Annotated in this window: 16 protein-coding genes and 2 pseudogenes; 6 read left to right on the top strand and 12 right to left on the bottom strand. The window is 66.5% G+C overall.

The window, feature by feature from the left end; genetic code table 11:
* Positions 1–60: 60 nt before the first annotated feature.
* The 5 genes and pseudogenes from ACSBM8_RS00565 to ACSBM8_RS00545 form a co-directional block, all read right to left on the bottom strand.
* On the bottom strand, positions 61–1,470 hold the full coding sequence (locus ACSBM8_RS00565) for an NAD(P)(+) transhydrogenase (Re/Si-specific) subunit beta (RefSeq protein ID WP_442679731.1): 1,410 nt from the start codon (positions 1,468–1,470) through the stop codon (positions 61–63).
* Between the two features lie 32 nt (positions 1,471–1,502).
* A pseudogene (locus ACSBM8_RS00560) lies at positions 1,503–1,640 on the bottom strand (proton-translocating transhydrogenase family protein); the annotation flags it as partial.
* A 141-nt stretch (positions 1,641–1,781) separates the two neighbouring features.
* Positions 1,782–1,940, bottom strand: a pseudogene (locus ACSBM8_RS00555) (proton-translocating transhydrogenase family protein); the annotation flags it as partial.
* Positions 1,941–1,956: 16 nt separating this feature from the next.
* Complete coding sequence (locus ACSBM8_RS00550) at positions 1,957–3,084, bottom strand: NAD(P) transhydrogenase subunit alpha (RefSeq protein WP_442679730.1); 1,128 nt, start codon at positions 3,082–3,084, stop codon at positions 1,957–1,959.
* A gap of 4 nt (positions 3,085–3,088) precedes the next feature.
* Positions 3,089–3,223: an aa3-type cytochrome c oxidase subunit IV gene (locus tag ACSBM8_RS00545; RefSeq protein WP_442679729.1), complete on the bottom strand. Its 135-nt coding sequence runs from the start codon at positions 3,221–3,223 to the stop codon at positions 3,089–3,091.
* 286 nt (positions 3,224–3,509) lie between these two features.
* On the opposite strand from ACSBM8_RS00545, the gene ACSBM8_RS00540 reads away from it, so the two are divergent.
* Both ACSBM8_RS00540 and ACSBM8_RS00535 read left to right on the top strand, forming a co-directional pair.
* Complete coding sequence (locus ACSBM8_RS00540) at positions 3,510–4,634, top strand: site-specific DNA-methyltransferase (RefSeq protein ID WP_442679728.1); 1,125 nt, start codon at positions 3,510–3,512, stop codon at positions 4,632–4,634.
* A gap of 15 nt (positions 4,635–4,649) precedes the next feature.
* Complete coding sequence (locus ACSBM8_RS00535) at positions 4,650–4,832, top strand: hypothetical protein (RefSeq protein WP_442679727.1); 183 nt, start codon at positions 4,650–4,652, stop codon at positions 4,830–4,832.
* Positions 4,833–4,856: 24 nt separating this feature from the next.
* Here ACSBM8_RS00535 and ACSBM8_RS00530 read toward each other — a convergent pair whose 3' ends face one another.
* Complete coding sequence (locus ACSBM8_RS00530; protein ID WP_442679726.1) at positions 4,857–5,426, bottom strand: septal ring lytic transglycosylase RlpA family protein; 570 nt, start codon at positions 5,424–5,426, stop codon at positions 4,857–4,859.
* Positions 5,427–5,562: 136 nt separating this feature from the next.
* On the opposite strand from ACSBM8_RS00530, the gene ACSBM8_RS00525 reads away from it, so the two are divergent.
* Both ACSBM8_RS00525 and folP read left to right on the top strand, forming a co-directional pair.
* Positions 5,563–6,264, top strand: a complete 702-nt coding sequence (locus tag ACSBM8_RS00525) for a VIT1/CCC1 transporter family protein (RefSeq protein ID WP_442679725.1) — start codon at positions 5,563–5,565, stop codon at positions 6,262–6,264.
* Between the two features lie 68 nt (positions 6,265–6,332).
* A complete protein-coding gene (gene folP, locus ACSBM8_RS00520; RefSeq protein ID WP_442681652.1) occupies positions 6,333–7,349 on the top strand; it encodes a dihydropteroate synthase in 1,017 nt (338 codons plus the stop codon).
* On the opposite strand, the gene ACSBM8_RS00515 is transcribed toward folP, so the two are convergent.
* Positions 7,266–7,955: a ribonuclease HII gene (locus ACSBM8_RS00515; protein ID WP_442679724.1), complete on the bottom strand. Its 690-nt coding sequence runs from the start codon at positions 7,953–7,955 to the stop codon at positions 7,266–7,268. The two genes, folP and ACSBM8_RS00515, sit on opposite strands and share 84 nt — an antisense overlap.
* A gap of 105 nt (positions 7,956–8,060) precedes the next feature.
* Between ACSBM8_RS00515 and ACSBM8_RS00510 the strand changes: the two genes are divergently transcribed.
* Positions 8,061–9,152 (top strand): AI-2E family transporter, encoded by a 1,092-nt coding sequence (locus ACSBM8_RS00510; RefSeq protein ID WP_442679723.1) that lies wholly within the window; start codon positions 8,061–8,063, stop codon positions 9,150–9,152.
* Positions 9,153–9,158: 6 nt separating this feature from the next.
* Here the strand turns inward: ACSBM8_RS00510 and thiD are convergent, their stop codons facing one another.
* From thiD to ACSBM8_RS00485, 5 genes are all read right to left on the bottom strand, one after another.
* Positions 9,159–9,962, bottom strand: a complete 804-nt coding sequence (gene thiD, locus ACSBM8_RS00505; RefSeq protein WP_442679722.1) for a bifunctional hydroxymethylpyrimidine kinase/phosphomethylpyrimidine kinase — start codon at positions 9,960–9,962, stop codon at positions 9,159–9,161.
* Positions 9,962–11,299, bottom strand: a complete 1,338-nt coding sequence (gene glmM, locus ACSBM8_RS00500; protein ID WP_442679721.1) for a phosphoglucosamine mutase — start codon at positions 11,297–11,299, stop codon at positions 9,962–9,964. The genes thiD and glmM overlap by 1 nt, the downstream gene beginning before the upstream one ends.
* Positions 11,300–11,462: 163 nt before the next feature.
* On the bottom strand, positions 11,463–12,752 hold the full coding sequence (locus ACSBM8_RS00495) for an amidohydrolase family protein (RefSeq protein ID WP_442679720.1): 1,290 nt from the start codon (positions 12,750–12,752) through the stop codon (positions 11,463–11,465).
* The gene (locus ACSBM8_RS00490; RefSeq protein ID WP_442679719.1) at positions 12,749–14,167 is read right to left on the bottom strand and encodes an amidohydrolase; all 1,419 of its coding nucleotides are present in this window, start codon (positions 14,165–14,167) and stop codon (positions 12,749–12,751) included. The genes ACSBM8_RS00495 and ACSBM8_RS00490 overlap by 4 nt, the downstream gene beginning before the upstream one ends.
* A complete protein-coding gene (locus ACSBM8_RS00485; protein WP_442679718.1) occupies positions 14,157–15,944 on the bottom strand; it encodes a peptide MFS transporter in 1,788 nt (595 codons plus the stop codon). The genes ACSBM8_RS00490 and ACSBM8_RS00485 overlap by 11 nt, the downstream gene beginning before the upstream one ends.
* 115 nt (positions 15,945–16,059) lie before the next feature.
* On the opposite strand from ACSBM8_RS00485, the gene ACSBM8_RS00480 reads away from it, so the two are divergent.
* Positions 16,060–16,641 (top strand): nitroreductase family protein, encoded by a 582-nt coding sequence (locus tag ACSBM8_RS00480; RefSeq protein ID WP_442679717.1) that lies wholly within the window; start codon positions 16,060–16,062, stop codon positions 16,639–16,641.
* The last annotated feature ends 50 nt before the right edge of the window (positions 16,642–16,691 follow it).

The raw sequence follows: 16,691 nt of genomic DNA, 5'->3' as shown, positions 1-16,691 counted from the left end.
AGATCGAGCCCATTGTTACCATTCACGCCTCCTTTTGAGGGCCCTTCCCCTGGGCCGGTTTCAGTGCGCCAACGCCTTGACGATCTCCTCGACCATCTTCTTGGCGTCGGCGAGCAGCATCATAGTGTTGTCGCGATAAAAAAGTTCATTATCGACGCCGGCATATCCGACACCGCCCATGCTGCGCTTGATGAAGAGGACGGTTTTCGCCTTTTCGACGTCCAGCACGGGCATGCCGTAAATGGGGGAGCTGCGATCGGTCTTGGCGGCGGGGTTGGTCACGTCGTTGGCGCCGATCACGAAGGCGACATCGGTCTGCGCGAATTCGGAATTGATGTCTTCCAGTTCGAACACCTCGTCATACGGCACGTTCGCTTCGGCCAGCAGCACGTTCATATGACCTGGCATGCGCCCGGCGACCGGATGGATCGCATATTTCACGGTCACGCCCTGCGCCTTCAACTGATCCCCCATCTCGCGCAGCGCATGCTGGGCCTGCGCCACGGCCATGCCATAGCCGGGCACGATGATGACCTGTTCCGCCTGGCTCATCAGGAAGGCCGCATCCTCGGCCGAGCCGCGCTTCCACGGGCGATCGATCGCCGCAGCCCCCGCCGCGCCGCCCGCGTCCCCGCCGAATCCGCCGGCGATGACCGACAGGAAGCTGCGGTTCATCGCCCGGCACATGATGTAGGACAGGATCGCACCGGACGAGCCGACCAGCGCACCCGTGATGATCATCGCGCTGTTATGCAGCGTGAAGCCCATCGCCGCCGCCGCCCAGCCGGAATAGCTGTTCAGCATAGAGACGACGACCGGCATGTCCGCGCCGCCGATCGGCACGATCAGCAGGAAGCCGATCACGAAGCTGAGCAGCGTGATCGTGAAGAATATCCACGGCGCCTGATCCACCAGGAAATAGGCGATCAGGCCGAGAATGCCGGCAAGCACACCGAGATTGATGACGTGGCGCGCGGGCAGCAGGATCGGCTTGCCGGACATATTGCCGTTGAGCTTCAGGAAGGCGATGACGGAGCCGGAGAAGGTGATCGCACCGATCGCGACGCCCAGCCCCATCTCGATCCGGCTGACCTGATGGATCAGGCCGTCGGCGTCGGCGATGCCGAAGGCCTGCGGGTTTAGATAGGCGGCGCAGGCGACGAGCACGGCCGCCAGCCCGACCAGTGAGTGGAAGGCCGCCACCAATTGCGGCATCGCCGTCATGGCGATCCGGCGCGCGATGACGAAGCCGGCCCCGCCGCCGATCAGGATCGCAACGGCGATCTCCCACATCGAACCGACATGGTGCGTGACCAGCGTGGTGCCGACCGCCAGCGCCATGCCGAACATGCCGAAGCGGTTACCGCGGCGACTGCTCGTCGGGCTGGACAGACCGCGCAGCGCGAGGATGAAGCAGACCCCGGCCACGAGATAGGCGAGCATCGCCCAGGGGTTCACCGCCTGCTCCATCTGCTTTCCTTCACGCCCCTGCCGCGCCCGCCTTATTTGGCGACCGCTGGCCGATCCTTTTTCTTGTACATCGCCAGCATGCGCGCGGTGACCGCAAAGCCCCCGAAGATGTTGACGCTCGCCAGCGCGACCGCGATCAATCCCAGCCACTTCGATAGGGTGTGGCCGGCGCTGGATGGCGCGGCCGGCGGCGATGCGACGACCGCCTCGTGCTCGATCAGCGTGCCGGTTGGGGCGATGTCCCTATCCGCGATCATCGCGTGGGACGGCCCCGCCGGAAGGATGGGCGCGGAAACGGTCGGCAGAACACCGGCCGCGCTGGCGATCAGGGCGCCGACGATGATGACCGAGGAAATCGCATTGGTGACCGCCATCAGCGGTGTGTGCAGCGCCGGCGTGACCGACCACACGACATAATAGCCGACGAAGCAGGAGAGGACGAAGATCGACAGGATCGCGATGAAGTCCATGCGCAGCGTCCTTCCTTCAGCTTAACAATCGTGCGTTCACCACTTGGCCGCTTTGCGTGAGACGGACGGCATCCCCGATTTCGGCATCGAGCACCGGCAGTCCCCCGTCCTTGTCCCAGAAAGCGGACAGGAAGTTGAACAGATTGCGCGCGAACAGCGCGGAGCTATCCGCCGCCAGCCGCGAGGGCACGTTGCGGTGGCCGACGATCTTGACGCCATGGCGTTCGACGATCTCACCCAGCCGGGCGCCTTCGACATTGCCGCCTTGCTCCACCGCCAGATCGACGATGACGCTGCCGGCGCGCATGGTGGCGATCTGCGCATCGCTGATCAGGCGCGGGGCAGGGCGCCCCGGGATCAGCGCGGTCGTGATCACGATATCCTGCTTGGCGATGTGGCTGGACACGAGATCCGCCTGCGCCTTTTGATATTCGGGCGACATTTCGGCGGCATAGCCCCCCGATCCCTCGCCCTCGATCCCGGCGACATTCTCCACGAAAATGGGTTTGGCGCCGAGCGACAGGATCTGCTCCTTCGTCGCGGACCGCACGTCGGTGGCGGATACCTGCGCGCCCAGCCGCCGTCCGGTCGCGATCGCCTGCAACCCGGCCACGCCGACCCCCATCACGAACAGGCGCGCGGCCGAGACCGTGCCGGCGGCGGTCATCATCATCGGGAAGGCGCGGCCATATTCGGATGCCGCATCCAGCACCGCCTTGTAGCCCGCCAGATTCGACTGGGACGACAATATGTCCATCGATTGGGCGCGCGTGATGCGGGGCATGAATTCCATCGCCAGCGCTTCGAAACCGGCCGCCGCATAGGCATCGATCCGGGGGCGATCGCCGAACGGGTTGAGGCCCGCGACGATCCAGGCGCCCGTCTTCGCGCCGGTGAGCGCTGCGGGATCGGGGCCTTGCACGCCCAGCACAATATCCGCACCGGCCAGCGTGGCGACGCGATCGCCCACCGTCGCGCCGGCATCGACAAACGCCTGATCGAAAATGGACGCGGCTTCGCCCGCGCCCGCCTCAACCGCGACGGCGGCGCCCAGGCCGAGATATTTCTTGATCGTCTCCGGCGTGGCGGCGACACGCTTTTCCCCGTCTGCCGTTTCCTTCAAAACCGCGAGACGGAGGGGCATTCGATCAGCCCTTGATCAAAAAGATAACGAACATCGCGATTAAGAAACAGGCAATCGCACCATATTTGAACAGGCCGATGAAGCGCGAATAAGCCCGCTCGTGCGCGGGAAGATCGATAGGTGCGCCGGTTTCGGCCATCTTTTCGTCCCCATGATTGACGTCTTTGGGCCGTGTTAGCGGCAGGCCGTACCCGCCTCAAGCACAGATAATCTTTCAATCGGCGCCCGGGCGAGTCTTTTGCGCAACACCCACAACCCCTAGAGGGGCACACGCGCGCTGGACTCCCACATCCTGTGGATAACTTTTTGTCGCCCCCTCCCGCGCCACGGCAAAGCGGGGCCGCGGCGCGCCGACATGGGCTTGACCGCGGACTCCCGGCGCCGCCATCAGGCATGCTTCGTTCGAGATTCCGGGGGTTTGCTGGGTGGGTGCGCTAAGGCCGATACGAAAGGCGGAACTGCGCCCGACGCTGGCGTTGCTGCCGCTCGACACCATTTTGACCGGGGATTGCGTGGCCGAGATGGCCAAGCTGCCCGACAAATGTATCGACATGATCTTTGCCGATCCGCCCTACAATCTGCAGCTCGGCGGCGATCTGCACCGGCCCGAGGGCGGCCGCGTCGATGCGGTGATGGACCATTGGGATCGGTTCGACAGCTTCGAAGCCTATGACCGCTTCACCCGCGCCTGGCTGGAGCAGGCGCGCCGCATCCTGAAGGATGACGGCACCTTATGGGTGATCGGCAGCTATCATAATATCTTCCGCGTCGGCGCCGCGGTGCAGGATGCGGGCTTCTGGATCCTGAACGACATCATCTGGCGCAAGGCCAATCCCATGCCCAATTTCAAGGGCACCCGCTTCACCAACGCGCATGAGACGATGATCTGGTGCTCCAAGGGCGAGAAAGCGCGCTACACCTTCAACTATCGCGCGATGAAGGGCCTGAACGACGACGTGCAGATGCGGTCCGACTGGAGCCTGCCGATCTGCGGCGGGGCGGAGCGGCTGAAGGGCGATGACGGGCACAAGACCCATCCGACCCAGAAGCCCGAAGCGCTGTTATATCGCGTGATGCTGGCCGCCAGCAAACCAGGCGACATCGTGCTGGATCCCTTCTTCGGCACCGGCACCACCGGCGCGGTCGCGCGGCGCCTCCGCCGCCGCTGGATCGGGATCGACCGCGAGACCAAATATGTCGACGCCGCCCGTGCGCGCATCGCCTCCACCCTGCCGCTGGACGAGAGCGCGATGGTCGGCGTGCCGGAGAAAGCGGCGACGCCGCGCGTGGCGTTCGGCCTGCTGGTCGAAAGCGGCCTGATCGCCCCCGGCACCGTGCTGATGGACGCCAAGCGCCGCTGGCAGGCGGAGGTGAAGGCGGACGGCTCGCTGCTGTGCGGCACCCAGGGCGGATCGATCCACCGCCTCGGTTCGACGCTCCAGAATGCGCCGTCCTGCAACGGCTGGACCTTCTGGCATATCGAACAGGGCGGTAATCTTGTCCCGATCGACACGCTCCGCCAACAGCATCTGGCCGGCCTGTCGCTCTGACGCCGGGGTGCGGCGATGCGGACCCGGCTGAGCATCTGTCGCAAGAAGGCGCATTATGCGACCGAGGAAGAGGCGCGGCAGGTCGCGCGGGACGCCAGCATCGTCCTGAGGATCTATCGCTGCGATCGGTGCGGGCATTATCATTTGACCAGCCGCACCAAGGGCAAACGCCCCATCCCTGCCACCGGGAAAGGCTGACACCCCACTTATCCGTGTGCGCGCCTAATAGCCGGCGGTGGCAAGCTGCCGGCGCAGGTTCTGGAGCGTGCTCTGGGGCACGGGCGCAAGGTCGCGCGCGGGCTGGCCTTTACGCAGGCGCGCGCGATCGCGCTCGGACGGCTCGACCCGGCGGACGCGCACCGCAGCGACACCCATCGCCTTGATCCCCAGCTGCGTCGCCGCCCCCCGCGACAGATCGAGGATGCGCGCGCCTTTGACGAACGGCCCGCGATCATTCACCCGCACAATGATCCGCCGACCGGTCGCGAGCGACGTCACCTCGACATAGGTCGGCAGCGGCAGGGTCGTATGCGCGGCGGTGATCCAATCGGGCCGGAAGCGTTCGCCATTGGCAGTATGCTTGCCCGATTCGGTGCCATACCAGCTGGCATAGCCCAGCATGTCGTAGCTGGGATCGGGCGCGGGCACGAAGCGCGTGCCCCGCACATTATAGGGCGCGCCGATCCGCACCGGCGTGTCGCTGACCGGGCGGAAATTGCCGCCCGAACAGGCGGCGAGCGCCAGCAGGACGAGAAGTGCGCCCCACGATCGCGCCTTGGGCCACATCTGCATGCGAACGATCCTAGACCGGCGCGCGATGGGGATAAAGCCGCCACGGTGGCCCGCCTCCTCCCGGCGTCGCTCTTGCCACACCCCCTATCGTGCGAGAGAGAGGGGATCAGCTGCGGCCGGCCGACCAGGGATCGCCATGCCATATCATGTTCGTCATACCGAAACCCACGCCATCACCCATATCGGCTGGCTGCGTGCCTCGGTACTGGGCGCCAATGACGGCATCCTTTCCACCGCCAGCCTGATCGTCGGCGTCGCCAGCGCGTCGTCGGAGCCGCATGCGATGCTGATCGCGGGCAGCGCCGGGCTGGTCGCGGGCGCGCTGTCGATGGCGGCGGGCGAATATGTCAGCGTCAGTTCCCAGGCGGATCTGGAACAGGCCGATCTGCGCCGGGAGGCACGCGAACTGCATGAGGATCCGGTCGGCGAACATCGCGAACTGACCGGCATCTACGTCAAGCGCGGCCTGGCGCCGCCGCTGGCGGGCGAGGTCGCGCAGCAATTGATGGATCATGATGCGCTGGGCGCCCATGCCCGCGACGAGCTGGGCCTGTCCAAGCATAATGCCGCCCGGCCCGTGCAGGCCGCGCTCGCCTCCGCCGCCTCGTTCGCGGTCGGTGCCGCCCTTCCGCTGGCGGTGGCGGCGCTGACGCCATTCCGCCGCGTGCCGATCCTGGTGATCCTGGTGTCGCTGACATTGCTGGGCGCGCTGGGGGCAATAGCAGCACGCACGGGGCGCGCGCCCGTGGTCCCGGCGGTCCTGCGCGTCCTGATCCTGGGCGCGGCGGCGATGGTGATCACGATCGGCCTGGGACGGCTGCTGGGTACCACCGCGTGACGCTGACCGACGCGCGCATCTATCTTCGCCCGACCGGCTTCGTCGATGCGCCCGCGGGTGGATCGGTCATGCGTCTGGCAGGCGGCCTGACCTATTTTGCCGCGGTCGAGATGATCGTTGCGCAGGGCGCCCGCCGGGTGCGCCAGTCGCTGATCCCGGTCGAGGCGCTCACGGCCGCCATCGATGCCCTGCCGCGTCCTCTGGCGGCGCAGGCGCGCGCGGTGCTGGCCAACCTCACCGCCCCACGGGCGCCGCTGGTGCTCGGCGCAACGCAGCTTGCGTTCGATCGGCCGCAGGTGATGGGCATCCTCAACGTCACGCCCGACAGCTTCTCCGACGGTGGCAGCACCGACGATCCGCTCGCGCGCGCTTTGGCGATGCGCGATGCCGGCGCGGCGTTGATCGACGTCGGGGGCGAATCCACCCGGCCGGGGGCGCAGCTCGTTCCCGCCGATGCGGAAATCGCGCGCGTGCAGCCGGTGATCGCGTCCCTGCACCGGGCCGGCGTCGCAATGTCGATCGATACGCGCAAGGCCGATGTCATGGCGGCCGCGCTGGACGCTGGCGCCGCGCTGATCAACGATGTGTCGGCACTGACCTGGGACGATCGCGCTGCCGCCCTGGTCGCGCGGCGCGGCTGCCCGATCGTGCTGATGCATCATCAGGGCGCGCCCGAGACGATGCAGCAGGATCCGCAATATGCCGACGTCCTGATCGAGGTCTATGACTGGCTGGCGGCGCGGATCGACGCCGCCGTTGCCGCCGGGATCGATCGGGCGCGAATCCTGATCGATCCCGGCATCGGCTTCGGCAAGACGCTGGTGCACAATCTGGCGCTGTTGAACGGCCTGTCGCTGTTGCACGGGCTGGGCTGCCCGATCCTGCTGGGGGTCAGCCGCAAGCGATCGATCGCGGCCCTGGCGGGGGAGGCGCCGGCCGATCGGCGGCTGGGCGGTTCGATCGCGCTCGCCATGATTGGCGTTGCGCAGGGCGTCCAGCTGCTACGCGTGCACGACGTCTTCGAAACCGTCCAGGCCGTGCGGGTCTGGTCCGGGCTGCGCGATCAGGCGCTCGGCGCCGGTTGAGATCGTGAACAGATCGCCGAACGAGCAGCGGTGATGGCGGGTATGGCCATGATCGATAATGGCTTTGCGGTGCACCTGGGTGCCGTAGCCGGAATTGGATTCCCAGCCATAATGAGCATGGCGGCGGCCCAGTCTGGCCATCAGCCGATCGCGTAACACCTTGGCGAGGATAGAGGCGGCCGCGATCTGCGGGACCTTGCCGTCGCCCTTGATCACCGCCTGCGCATCGCCGGAGAGGCCGCGCGGCACATCGATGCCGTCGATCCGCACCGGCGCGTCAATCTCCAGCCGGGTCACCGCCTGGGTCATCGCCTGCAGCGTCGCGTTCCGGATATTGTAGAGATCGATATAGCGGGCCGATCGCGCCGCGAACGACACCCGGCTGACGCGCGCGATCACGGGGTATAATTCCTCCCGCTCCGCCCGATCGATCCGTTTGCTGTCGTCGAGGCGGCCGAGCACGCCCTTGGGCAGCGCCTCCGGCTCGAACCACACGGCGCACACCACCACCGGGCCGCACAGCGCGCCGCGACCAACCTCGTCGCAGCCGATTACCGGCGGGAACAGGCTGGCGCGTTTGCGGTAGAAAGGGCGGTTCGTGGCCACGGCTGCATTATGCCGTGACGGAATCGCGCCGTCACGCCCCTTTGGCGCGCAATCCCTACGATCCACGGCTTGCGCGCGCCCACGCCCCGGCGCAGACAACGCGCCATGGCGGAGGAAATCACCCACGATCATCGGCGCGCACAGCGCATTGCCAAGGCCTCGCTCGGGATCGGACTGGCGCTATTCGCCATCTGGCTGAGCGCTACCTTCATCCCGGCGTTGCTGTGGGCGGCGATCATCGCGATCGCGATCGATCCGCTCTATGCCCGCGCCGAGGATCGCTGGCCGGGCGGGCGCAAGGCCTGGCTGCCGAGCATCGCCACCTTGCTGATCGCGCTGCTCGTGCTGGCGCCGCTGACGATCGGCGTGGTCGAGGCCGCGCGGGAGGCACGCACCGTCATCCACTGGCTGGCCGATGCCCGCGCCAACGGCCTGGCCGAGCCCGATTGGGTCCGGCAAATGCCCTTCGCCAATGAGATTTCGGGCTGGTGGCAGGATAATCTCGCCACGCCCGAGGGTACGGCCCTGCAATGGGATCGCGTGCGCGGCTCCGTCCTGGGCGGCAATTCCGAGCTGGTCGGGCGCAACCTGCTTCATCGCAGCGTGGTGTTCGCCTTCACGCTCGTCGCCTTGTTCTTCCTGCTGCGCGAACGCGACGGCTTCGTCGCCCAGCTCAAGATCGCGGGCACGCGCGCGCTTGGCAGCAGCGGCGACCGCCTCGGCACCCAATTGATCCGTTCGGTGCGTGGCACGATCGACGGGCTGGTGCTGGTCGGCATCGGCGAGGGCGCCGTCATGGCGGTCTTCTACCTGATCGCGGGCGTGCCCCATCCCTTGCTGTTGGGCCTGCTGACCGCGGTCGCGGCCATGATTCCCTTCGGTGCCGCCGTCCTGTTCGGTATCGCCGCGCTGATGCTGATCGGCCAGGGCGCGGTCGGCTGGGCGATCGCGATTATCGTCATCGGCCTGGTGGTCGTGGGCATCGCCGACCATTTCGTCCGCCCCTATCTGATCGGCGGATCGACCCGCTTGCCCTTCCTGTGGGTGCTGATCGGCATTCTGGGGGGCGTCGAAAGCCTGGGCCTGCTGGGCCTGTTCGTCGGCCCGGCGACAATGGCGATCCTGATCCTGTTATGGCGCGATTATATCGAAGGTGCCGCACGCACGGCGGAGATACCGGTTCCCGCGCCCGATTGACGCCGGTCAGGCGGGATCGGGGACATAGGCACGGCCCAGGCCGTGCCCCATCGGCCCGTCCCCTGCACCCAGGCCCGGTGCCGCGAGCAACGCCGCCCGCACATAGGCCCGCGCCGTCACGATCGCATCCGTAAGCGGCAGGCCCGCCCCCAGACCGGTGGCAACCGCGCTCGACAGCGTGCAGCCGGTACCATGACTGTGGCGCGTCTCGATCCGCACATCCGACCAGCGCGTCCTCGTGCCGTCGGCCTCCACCAATATATCGACCACCTGCGATCCCGGCAGATGGCCGCCCTTGGCCAGCACGGCGCAGCGATGCCGCGCCGCCAGCGCTTGCGCGGCTGCGACCATGGACGCCTCATCCTCCACCGACCGCCCGGTGAGAACCGCAAGCTCCGGCGCGTTCGGCGTGATCAGCCGCGCAATCGCGAACAAGGCCGGCATTGCCGCGGCGGTGCCATCGGCGTTGAGCGTGGCGCCGCTGGTGGACACCATCACCGGATCGACCACGATCGGCGCATCGATCCCGGCCAGCATGGCGCGTACCGCACGGACGATAGGGCCCGTCGCCAGCATGCCGATCTTGATCGCATCCACCCCCAGATCGTCGGCGACCGCAGCGACCTGCGCCTCGATCTCCGCGATCGGCACCGCGAATACCGATTGCACGCCCAGCGTATTCTGCGCGGTGATCGCGGTGATGGCGGTCATGGCATGGCCGCCCAACATCGTGATCGTCTTGATATCCGCCTGGATGCCCGCACCCCCGCCGGAATCCGATCCGGCGATCGCCAGGATGCGTGGGATCATCAGGCGGCCTTGCGCACCGCGTCGCAGATGCGATCCACCACCGCCGCCACCAGCGTCTCGTCCTCACCCTCCGCCATCACGCGGATCAGCGGTTCTGTGCCGGACTTACGGATGACGAGACGGCCATTGCCCTCCAGTTCCTTCTCCGCGCCGGCGATCACGGCCTTGACCTTGTCGTCCTCCAGCGGCTGGCCGCCGGCGAAGCGGACATTCTTCAACAGCTGGGGCAGCGGATCGAACAGTTTCAACAGCTCGCTCGCCGGGCGGCCCTGGGTCACCAGTTCCGCCAGCACCTGCAGCGCTGCGATCAGGCCGTCGCCGGTGGTGGCGTGATCGGCCAGCACGATATGGCCCGATTGCTCGCCGCCGATATTATAGCCGCCCGCGCGCATCGCTTCGACGACGTAACGGTCGCCGACCGGGGTCCGGTGCAGCGCGACGCCCTGCCCCCACAAGAAGCGTTCCAGGCCGAGGTTCGACATGATCGTCGCCACGATGCCGTCGCCCTTCAGCGTCTGCGTGCGCGCCGCCGAGGTTGCGATCAGCGCCATCAGCTGATCGCCGTCGACGATCTGCCCTTTCTCGTCCACCACGATCAGCCGGTCGGCATCGCCATCCAGCGCGATACCAATATCGGCGCGCGTCTCGATCACTTTCGCCTGCAGCGCGGCGGGTGCGGTCGATCCGACCTTGTCGTTGATATTGGTGCCGTTGGGCGTCACCCCGATCTGGATCAGGTCCGCCCCCAATTCCCACAAGGAATCCGGTGCTACCTTATAAGCCGCCCCATTGGCGCAATCGATCACGATCCGCAGCCCATCCAGCCGCAGATGATCGGGGAAGGTCGATTTGGCGATGCTGATATAGCGGCCCTGGGCATCGTCGACGCGGCGGGCACGGCCAATCTGTTCGGCGGCGGCCAGCTTCGGCGGCGCCTCGATCGCGCGTTCGATCTTGGCCTCGGCCTCGTCCGACAATTTATAGCCGTCGGGCCCGAACAATTTGATGCCGTTATCGGCAAAGGGATTGTGGCTGGCGGAAACCATCACGCCCAGATCGGCGCGCATCGATTTGGTCAGCATCGCGACCGCTGGCGTCGGCATCGGCCCGACCAGCACCACATCCATGCCGACCGAGGTGAAGCCGGCCGTCAGCGCGCTTTCCATCATATAGCCGGACAGGCGCGTATCCTTGCCGATCAGCACGCGGTGGCGATGCGTGCCGCGCAGGAAATAGGCACCCGCCGCCTGGCCGACGCGCATCGCAATCTCTGCCGTCATCGGCGCTTCGTTGGTGCGGCCGCGAATGCCGTCGGTTCCGAAATATTTGCGCGTCATGTTCGTATCCATATGGTCCGGTGCCGCTTTAACGCCGTTCGGGATCGAGACGCAAAGTCAGGCCTGCGCACCGATCGTCCGCCTGCCGCAGCATCAGCGCCGCCGGCACGGCGAAGAGGAGGGGCGCAGCACGCCCCCCCCCCGTCAGGCAGAGCGCCGCCGCTTACCGCTCATAGGCCTTCGGCAGGGCGCCTTCCTGGGGCGTCAGGTAGCGATCGCGCAGCCGGGTCTGCCGGTTGGTCAAGGGCTGCTGCACGCCGTCGATCCATACCGCGACGGGGGCCGAGGACAGCTCCAGCGGATCGCCATCCCACAGCACCACGTCGGCGCGGCGGCCGGGGCGCAATGATCCGATCTCGCCATCCATGCCGATCGCCGCCGCCGGGCCGGATGTGACGGTGGCGAAGGCGGCGCCCCAATCCAGCCCGGTCATGCCGGGCACGCGCGTGATCGCAACCAGGTTGCCGGCATATTGGCGGACATTGCGCTGGCCGCCCTCGGTCGACACATCCACGGTCGACACCGCGACGGTCACGCCGGCTTTGGCCAAACGCCCGACATTGGACTCGGTCGCCGCCGCGCGTTCGAACGCCGCCGGCAGATCGGCCAGACCGGCGGCGATGACCGGCACATGCGCGGCCGCGATGCGCGGCGCCACCATCCAGCCCTCGCTCGCGCCCAGCAGCACCAGCTTCATCGCCGGATAAGTCTGCTTGAGCGACAAGACCTGCAGGATATCGCTGGCGCGCTCGGCATGGACGATCAGCGGCATGCGGCCGTCGATCACCGGCACCAGCGCGGCTGCGTCGGTGCGCGTGATCAGCGAATCCTTGCTCCGCCCCCAATCGCCGCCGCGCGACACCTCCTTCGCCTGGGCCAGCGCATCGTGCAGCATCACATAAGCGACGGGCCGGCTGCCGACCTTGCCCGCGCCATCCTCGCCCAATTCGGCATATTGAAAGGCGCGCGGCCGGGTGACGGGCGCATCGTCCGCGCCCAGATCGATCACCGCACCCTGGCCGGCAAAGAGCGAATTGCCCGCTTCCGGCGCCACCAGCGCGCGGGTGACGCCACCGGCGCGATCGATCGCGATCGACTGATTGGCCGGATTGATGGCGGCGGAAACATCGATCGCGGCGTTGAACACGGACTTGCCCGCGCCGGCATCGTAGGTTTCCTCGATCCCTTCGCCATCGACGAGGCCCGCATTGCTGAAGCCGGCGACGATGCCGGCCGCGACCCATTTGCCGCTGGCGTCGACCACGCGGGCGCCGGCGGGAACGGCGACATTGGCGCCGGCGGCGACGATCCGGCCGTCGCGGATGACGACGGTGCCGTTGGGGATCGGCTGGGAGCCGTCGCCGATGGCGACCGTGCCGCCGGTGAGCGCGACCGTATCGGCCATTGCCGGCATGGCGAGGAGCGCGGTTGCGCAGAGCAGGAGCCGCTTCACTTCACGTCTCCTTCGCCGGGCTGGCCGAGCTCGAAATCGGATACCGGTCGTCGTTTGGGATCATGCGCATCATAGAGCAGCGCGCCGTCGATCCAGACCTTGTCGGGCCGGGTATAGACGCTCAGCGGATTGCCGTTCCACAGCACCACGTCCGCCATCTTGCCGGGCTTCAGGCTGCCCGTGCGATCGGCGATGCCGAGCGCCTTGGCGGGATTATAGCTCAGCCATTCCCATGCCACTTCATCCGGGATCACGATGCCGGCCCGGCGCCCGGCGGCCAGCGCCTTGGCGACTTCCTGGTTAAGGCGCTGGATGCCATTCTCGTCATCCGAATGGATCATCGCGCAGGTGCCGGTCTTCTGCAGGATCGCCAGATTTTCCGGAATGCCGTCATAGCTTTCCATCTTGAAGCCGTACCAATCCGCCCACACCACCGCGCAGACATCACTGGCCTTGAGCAAGTCGGCGATCTTGTACGCCTCGACCCCGTGATGGAAGGCGGTGACGTGATAGCCAAACTCCTTGGCCATATCGATGACGTTGGCCATTTCGTCGGCGCGGTAACAATGGTTGTGGACCAGGATCTTGCCGTCGAGCACGCCCGCCAGCGTATCCATGCCAAGGTCGCGGCTGGGGGCGTCGCCGCCATCTTTCTCATATTTGTCCCAGCGGCGCTTATATTCCACCGCCTGCTGCCAGGTGGCGCGATCGACCGCGATATTGCCCATGCGGGTGGAGGGCGCACGGCCCTTGTCGCCATAGACACGCTTGGGATTTTCGCCGCACGCCATCTTGAAGCCATAAGGCGCGCCGGGGAATTTCATCGCCTGGGTCGTGCGCGCATAGACATTCTTGAGCGTGACCGATCGGCCGCCCATCAGATTGGCCGATCCCGGCAGGATCTGCAGCGTGGTGACGCCGCCATTGGCGAGCGCGCGGCTGAAGCCCGGATCCTGCGGCCACACGCTATGTTCGGCCCAGACTTCCGGCGTCGTCGGGCTGGTCATCTCATTGCCGTCGGACAGCGCCTTCACGCTGGGCGAGGCATAGACGCCGAGATGGCTGTGCACGTCGATCACACCGGGCGTGACCCATTTGCCGGTGCCGTCGATCACGGTCGCGCCGGCCGGCGCCGCGACCGTCTTGCCAAGCGCGCTGATCTTGCCGTCCGCGAACAGCACCGAACCACCGTCGATCCGGCCGCCCTCCCCATCATAGATGGTGACGTTGGTCACCAAGGTCGGGACGCCGGGATAGGCGTGATAGGTGGAGGGGAAGGGATCGCCCGTCCACGGCTCCGCCACCCGGTCGCGGCTGGAAGTGCTGGCGGACGCGCTGCGCGGCTTCGCATCCTGCTGGGTCGCGCAGCCGCCGAGCAGCAAGGCCGCGGCAAAGAAAGCAAGCTTATTGGACACCGTGCATCCACTTCCTGATGAGCGGGGAGATTGCGAGCAGGACGACGCCGATCAGCGCCGACACCCAGCCGATCGTCCAGAAGACGTTGGTATAGGTGTTCAGGCTGACCTGCAGGTTGGTGACCTGCCCACCGACCGTCTCGACGCTGGCTACCTGGGCGACAATGCCGGCGACATATTGCGCGACCGAGATCGACAGGAACCAGAGGCCCATCATCATGCCGACGATGCGCACGATCGAGAGCTTGGTCACCATCGATAGCCCGACCGGCGAAATGCAGAGCTCTGCCACCGAGTGGATCAGATAGAGGCCCGCCAGCCACCAGATCGCGACCTTGAAGGTCGGCCCGACCATCGACGCGCCCCAGACCAGGAACAGGAAGCCCGCCCCCACCAGGATCAGCGCGATCGCGAACTTCACGGGCACCGACGGCTCCAGGTTGCGCCGTGCCAGCGCATTCCACAGCAGGCTCATGATCGGCGCACAGATGATGATGAAAGCCGCATTGAAGAATTGCGTCTGCCCCGCGCTGATGCGGAACAGGCCGAAGACGTAGAGATCGGTATTGCGATCGGCGAACAGGGTCAGCGACGATCCGGCCTGTTCGAACAGGGTCCAGAAGACGACGTTGAACACGATCATCACCATGGCGGCGAGCATCATCTGAAACTCGCGCTTGTCGCCGACCCTGGCCGACCAGACCATGATCGCGGGCACCGCGATGATGAAGGTGCCGAACAGCATCTTACCCATCAGGGACAGCGACGCGATATAGCCGATGATGCCGGATCCTGGCACCTGCGGCTCCGCATTCATCAGGTTGACGTAAAGGAAGTAGAAGATCGGCACGACGCACAGCGCGCCGATATAGATCGGGATGGCGCGGTTCGGCCCGTCGCGGACCGGCGGATCGCCATAGCCCTTGAGCTTGCCGCCATCGAACTGGATCAGGCTCCACGAAAACGCCATGCCGATCGCGGCGAGGCCGAAGCCGGCCCACCAGCCGACCGTATCGGCCAGCAACGGGCACAGGAGCTGGGAGAAGAAGGAGCCGAGGTTGATGCCCATATAGAAGATGGTGAAGCCGGTATCGCGTCGTCGGTCGCCGACCGCGTATAATTCGCCCACCATGGTCGAGATGTTCGGCTTGAAGAAGCCGTTGCCGACCGAGATCATGCTGAGCGCGGTCAGCAGGATCATGACGTAGAAGGGATTGCGCTCGCCGCCGGCGACCAGCCCGCCCTTGGGCAGGGACCGCGCCACCGTGGCGCCGTCCATCAGCGCGATCGATCCGTCGTCATTGCCCTTGATGCGCAAGAGCTTGCCGTGATCGACCAGATATTGGGTTTCGGTGCCCGCAACCGTTTCGATCTGGACCTCGTAGCGCTGGCCTTCGATCGTCGCGTAGGGCTTGGCCGCCGGTCCGCCGAAGCACAGAACGAAATAGCCGCACGACATCAGGATCGCGCCGAACTTCACCGCGCGCTTGAAGCCCAGATATTGGTCGGCCAAATAGCCGCCGATCAGCGGCGTCAAATATACAAGCGCGGTATAGCCGCCATAGAGGCCGGTCGCCTCGCGATCGCCGAACACGAAATGTTTGGTGAGATACAGCGTCAGCAGCGCCCGCATGCCGTAGAAGCCGAACCGCTCCCACATCTCGGTCGTGAATAATCGGGCGAGTTGGCGGGGATGGCCGAACCAGGTCTTCTCGTCGGCGGGATTGATATGGCTGATATCCGGCTCGACAGGCGAAGCTTCGGTGGGGGTCTCCATGCGGGCCTTTCAGAAGGATTTGCGCTCAGGCGGCGCGATTGCGGCGGAGACTAGCTTCGAAATTGCGCGTGGGAAGAAGATTGTTGCGCAACGCCCGCGCTGTTAGCGAAAGGGCATGGCATTCAACGATCTCTCCTCCCCCGCCGCCCTGATGGCCACCCGCCGTTCGGGCAAGCCGCGCGACATGATCGCGCCCGGCCCGACGCCGGAACAGCTCACCCGCATCCTCGCCGCCGCCACCCGCGTGCCCGATCATGGCAAGCTCGCGCCCTGGCGCTTCGTGGTCGTGCCCGCCGATCGGCGCGAGGCGCTGGCCGCCTTGCTGGAGCAGGCCTATCGCGCCGAACGGCCCGATCCGGGCAAGGTCGAGCTGGAGGCGATCCGCCAGTTCTCGCATCAGGCGCCCACCCTGGTGGTGGTCCTGTCCGCGCCGGCCCATGCCAGCCATATCCCGATCTGGGAGCAGGAATTGTCGGCCGGCGCCGCCTGCATGAACCTGCTCGTCGCCACCCATGCCGAAGGACTGGTCGGCGGCTGGCTGACCGGCTGGGCCGCTTATTCCGATATTGTCCGCGACGCCTTCGGCCAGACCGGCGAGCGGATCGCCGGCTTCATGTTCCTCGGCACGCCCAGCCGCCCACTCGATGAACGGCCGCGGCCGGAGCTGGGCGCCGTCATCTCGGAATGGCAGGGATAGCGGTCAGCCGCCTGCCCCTGCCGATGATCGGCGGAGCGCAACCTTGCATG

Source organism: Sphingomonas sp. ASY06-1R (assembly GCF_052180265.1).
GTDB lineage: Bacteria > Pseudomonadota > Alphaproteobacteria > Sphingomonadales > Sphingomonadaceae > Sphingomonas_I.
This window is presented reverse-complemented; position numbering and strand designations above follow the sequence as displayed.

Coding starts and splice junctions, on each gene's coding strand:
- ACSBM8_RS00525 (WP_442679725.1), top strand. CDS start 5,563: ATGCCATATCATGTTCGTCATACCGAAACCCACGCCATCACCCATATC.
- ACSBM8_RS00510 (WP_442679723.1), top strand. CDS start 8,061: ATGGCGGAGGAAATCACCCACGATCATCGGCGCGCACAGCGCATTGCC.
- ACSBM8_RS00565 (WP_442679731.1), bottom strand. CDS start 1,470: ATGGAGCAGGCGGTGAACCCCTGGGCGATGCTCGCCTATCTCGTGGCC.
- ACSBM8_RS00550 (WP_442679730.1), bottom strand. CDS start 3,084: ATGCCCCTCCGTCTCGCGGTTTTGAAGGAAACGGCAGACGGGGAAAAG.
- glmM (WP_442679721.1), bottom strand. CDS start 11,299: ATGACGCGCAAATATTTCGGAACCGACGGCATTCGCGGCCGCACCAAC.
- ACSBM8_RS00545 (WP_442679729.1), bottom strand. CDS start 3,223: ATGGCCGAAACCGGCGCACCTATCGATCTTCCCGCGCACGAGCGGGCT.
- ACSBM8_RS00480 (WP_442679717.1), top strand. CDS start 16,060: ATGGCATTCAACGATCTCTCCTCCCCCGCCGCCCTGATGGCCACCCGC.
- folP (WP_442681652.1), top strand. CDS start 6,333: ATGCGTCTGGCAGGCGGCCTGACCTATTTTGCCGCGGTCGAGATGATC.
- ACSBM8_RS00485 (WP_442679718.1), bottom strand. CDS start 15,944: ATGGAGACCCCCACCGAAGCTTCGCCTGTCGAGCCGGATATCAGCCAT.
- thiD (WP_442679722.1), bottom strand. CDS start 9,962: ATGATCCCACGCATCCTGGCGATCGCCGGATCGGATTCCGGCGGGGGT.
- ACSBM8_RS00530 (WP_442679726.1), bottom strand. CDS start 5,426: ATGCAGATGTGGCCCAAGGCGCGATCGTGGGGCGCACTTCTCGTCCTG.
- ACSBM8_RS00535 (WP_442679727.1), top strand. CDS start 4,650: ATGCGGACCCGGCTGAGCATCTGTCGCAAGAAGGCGCATTATGCGACC.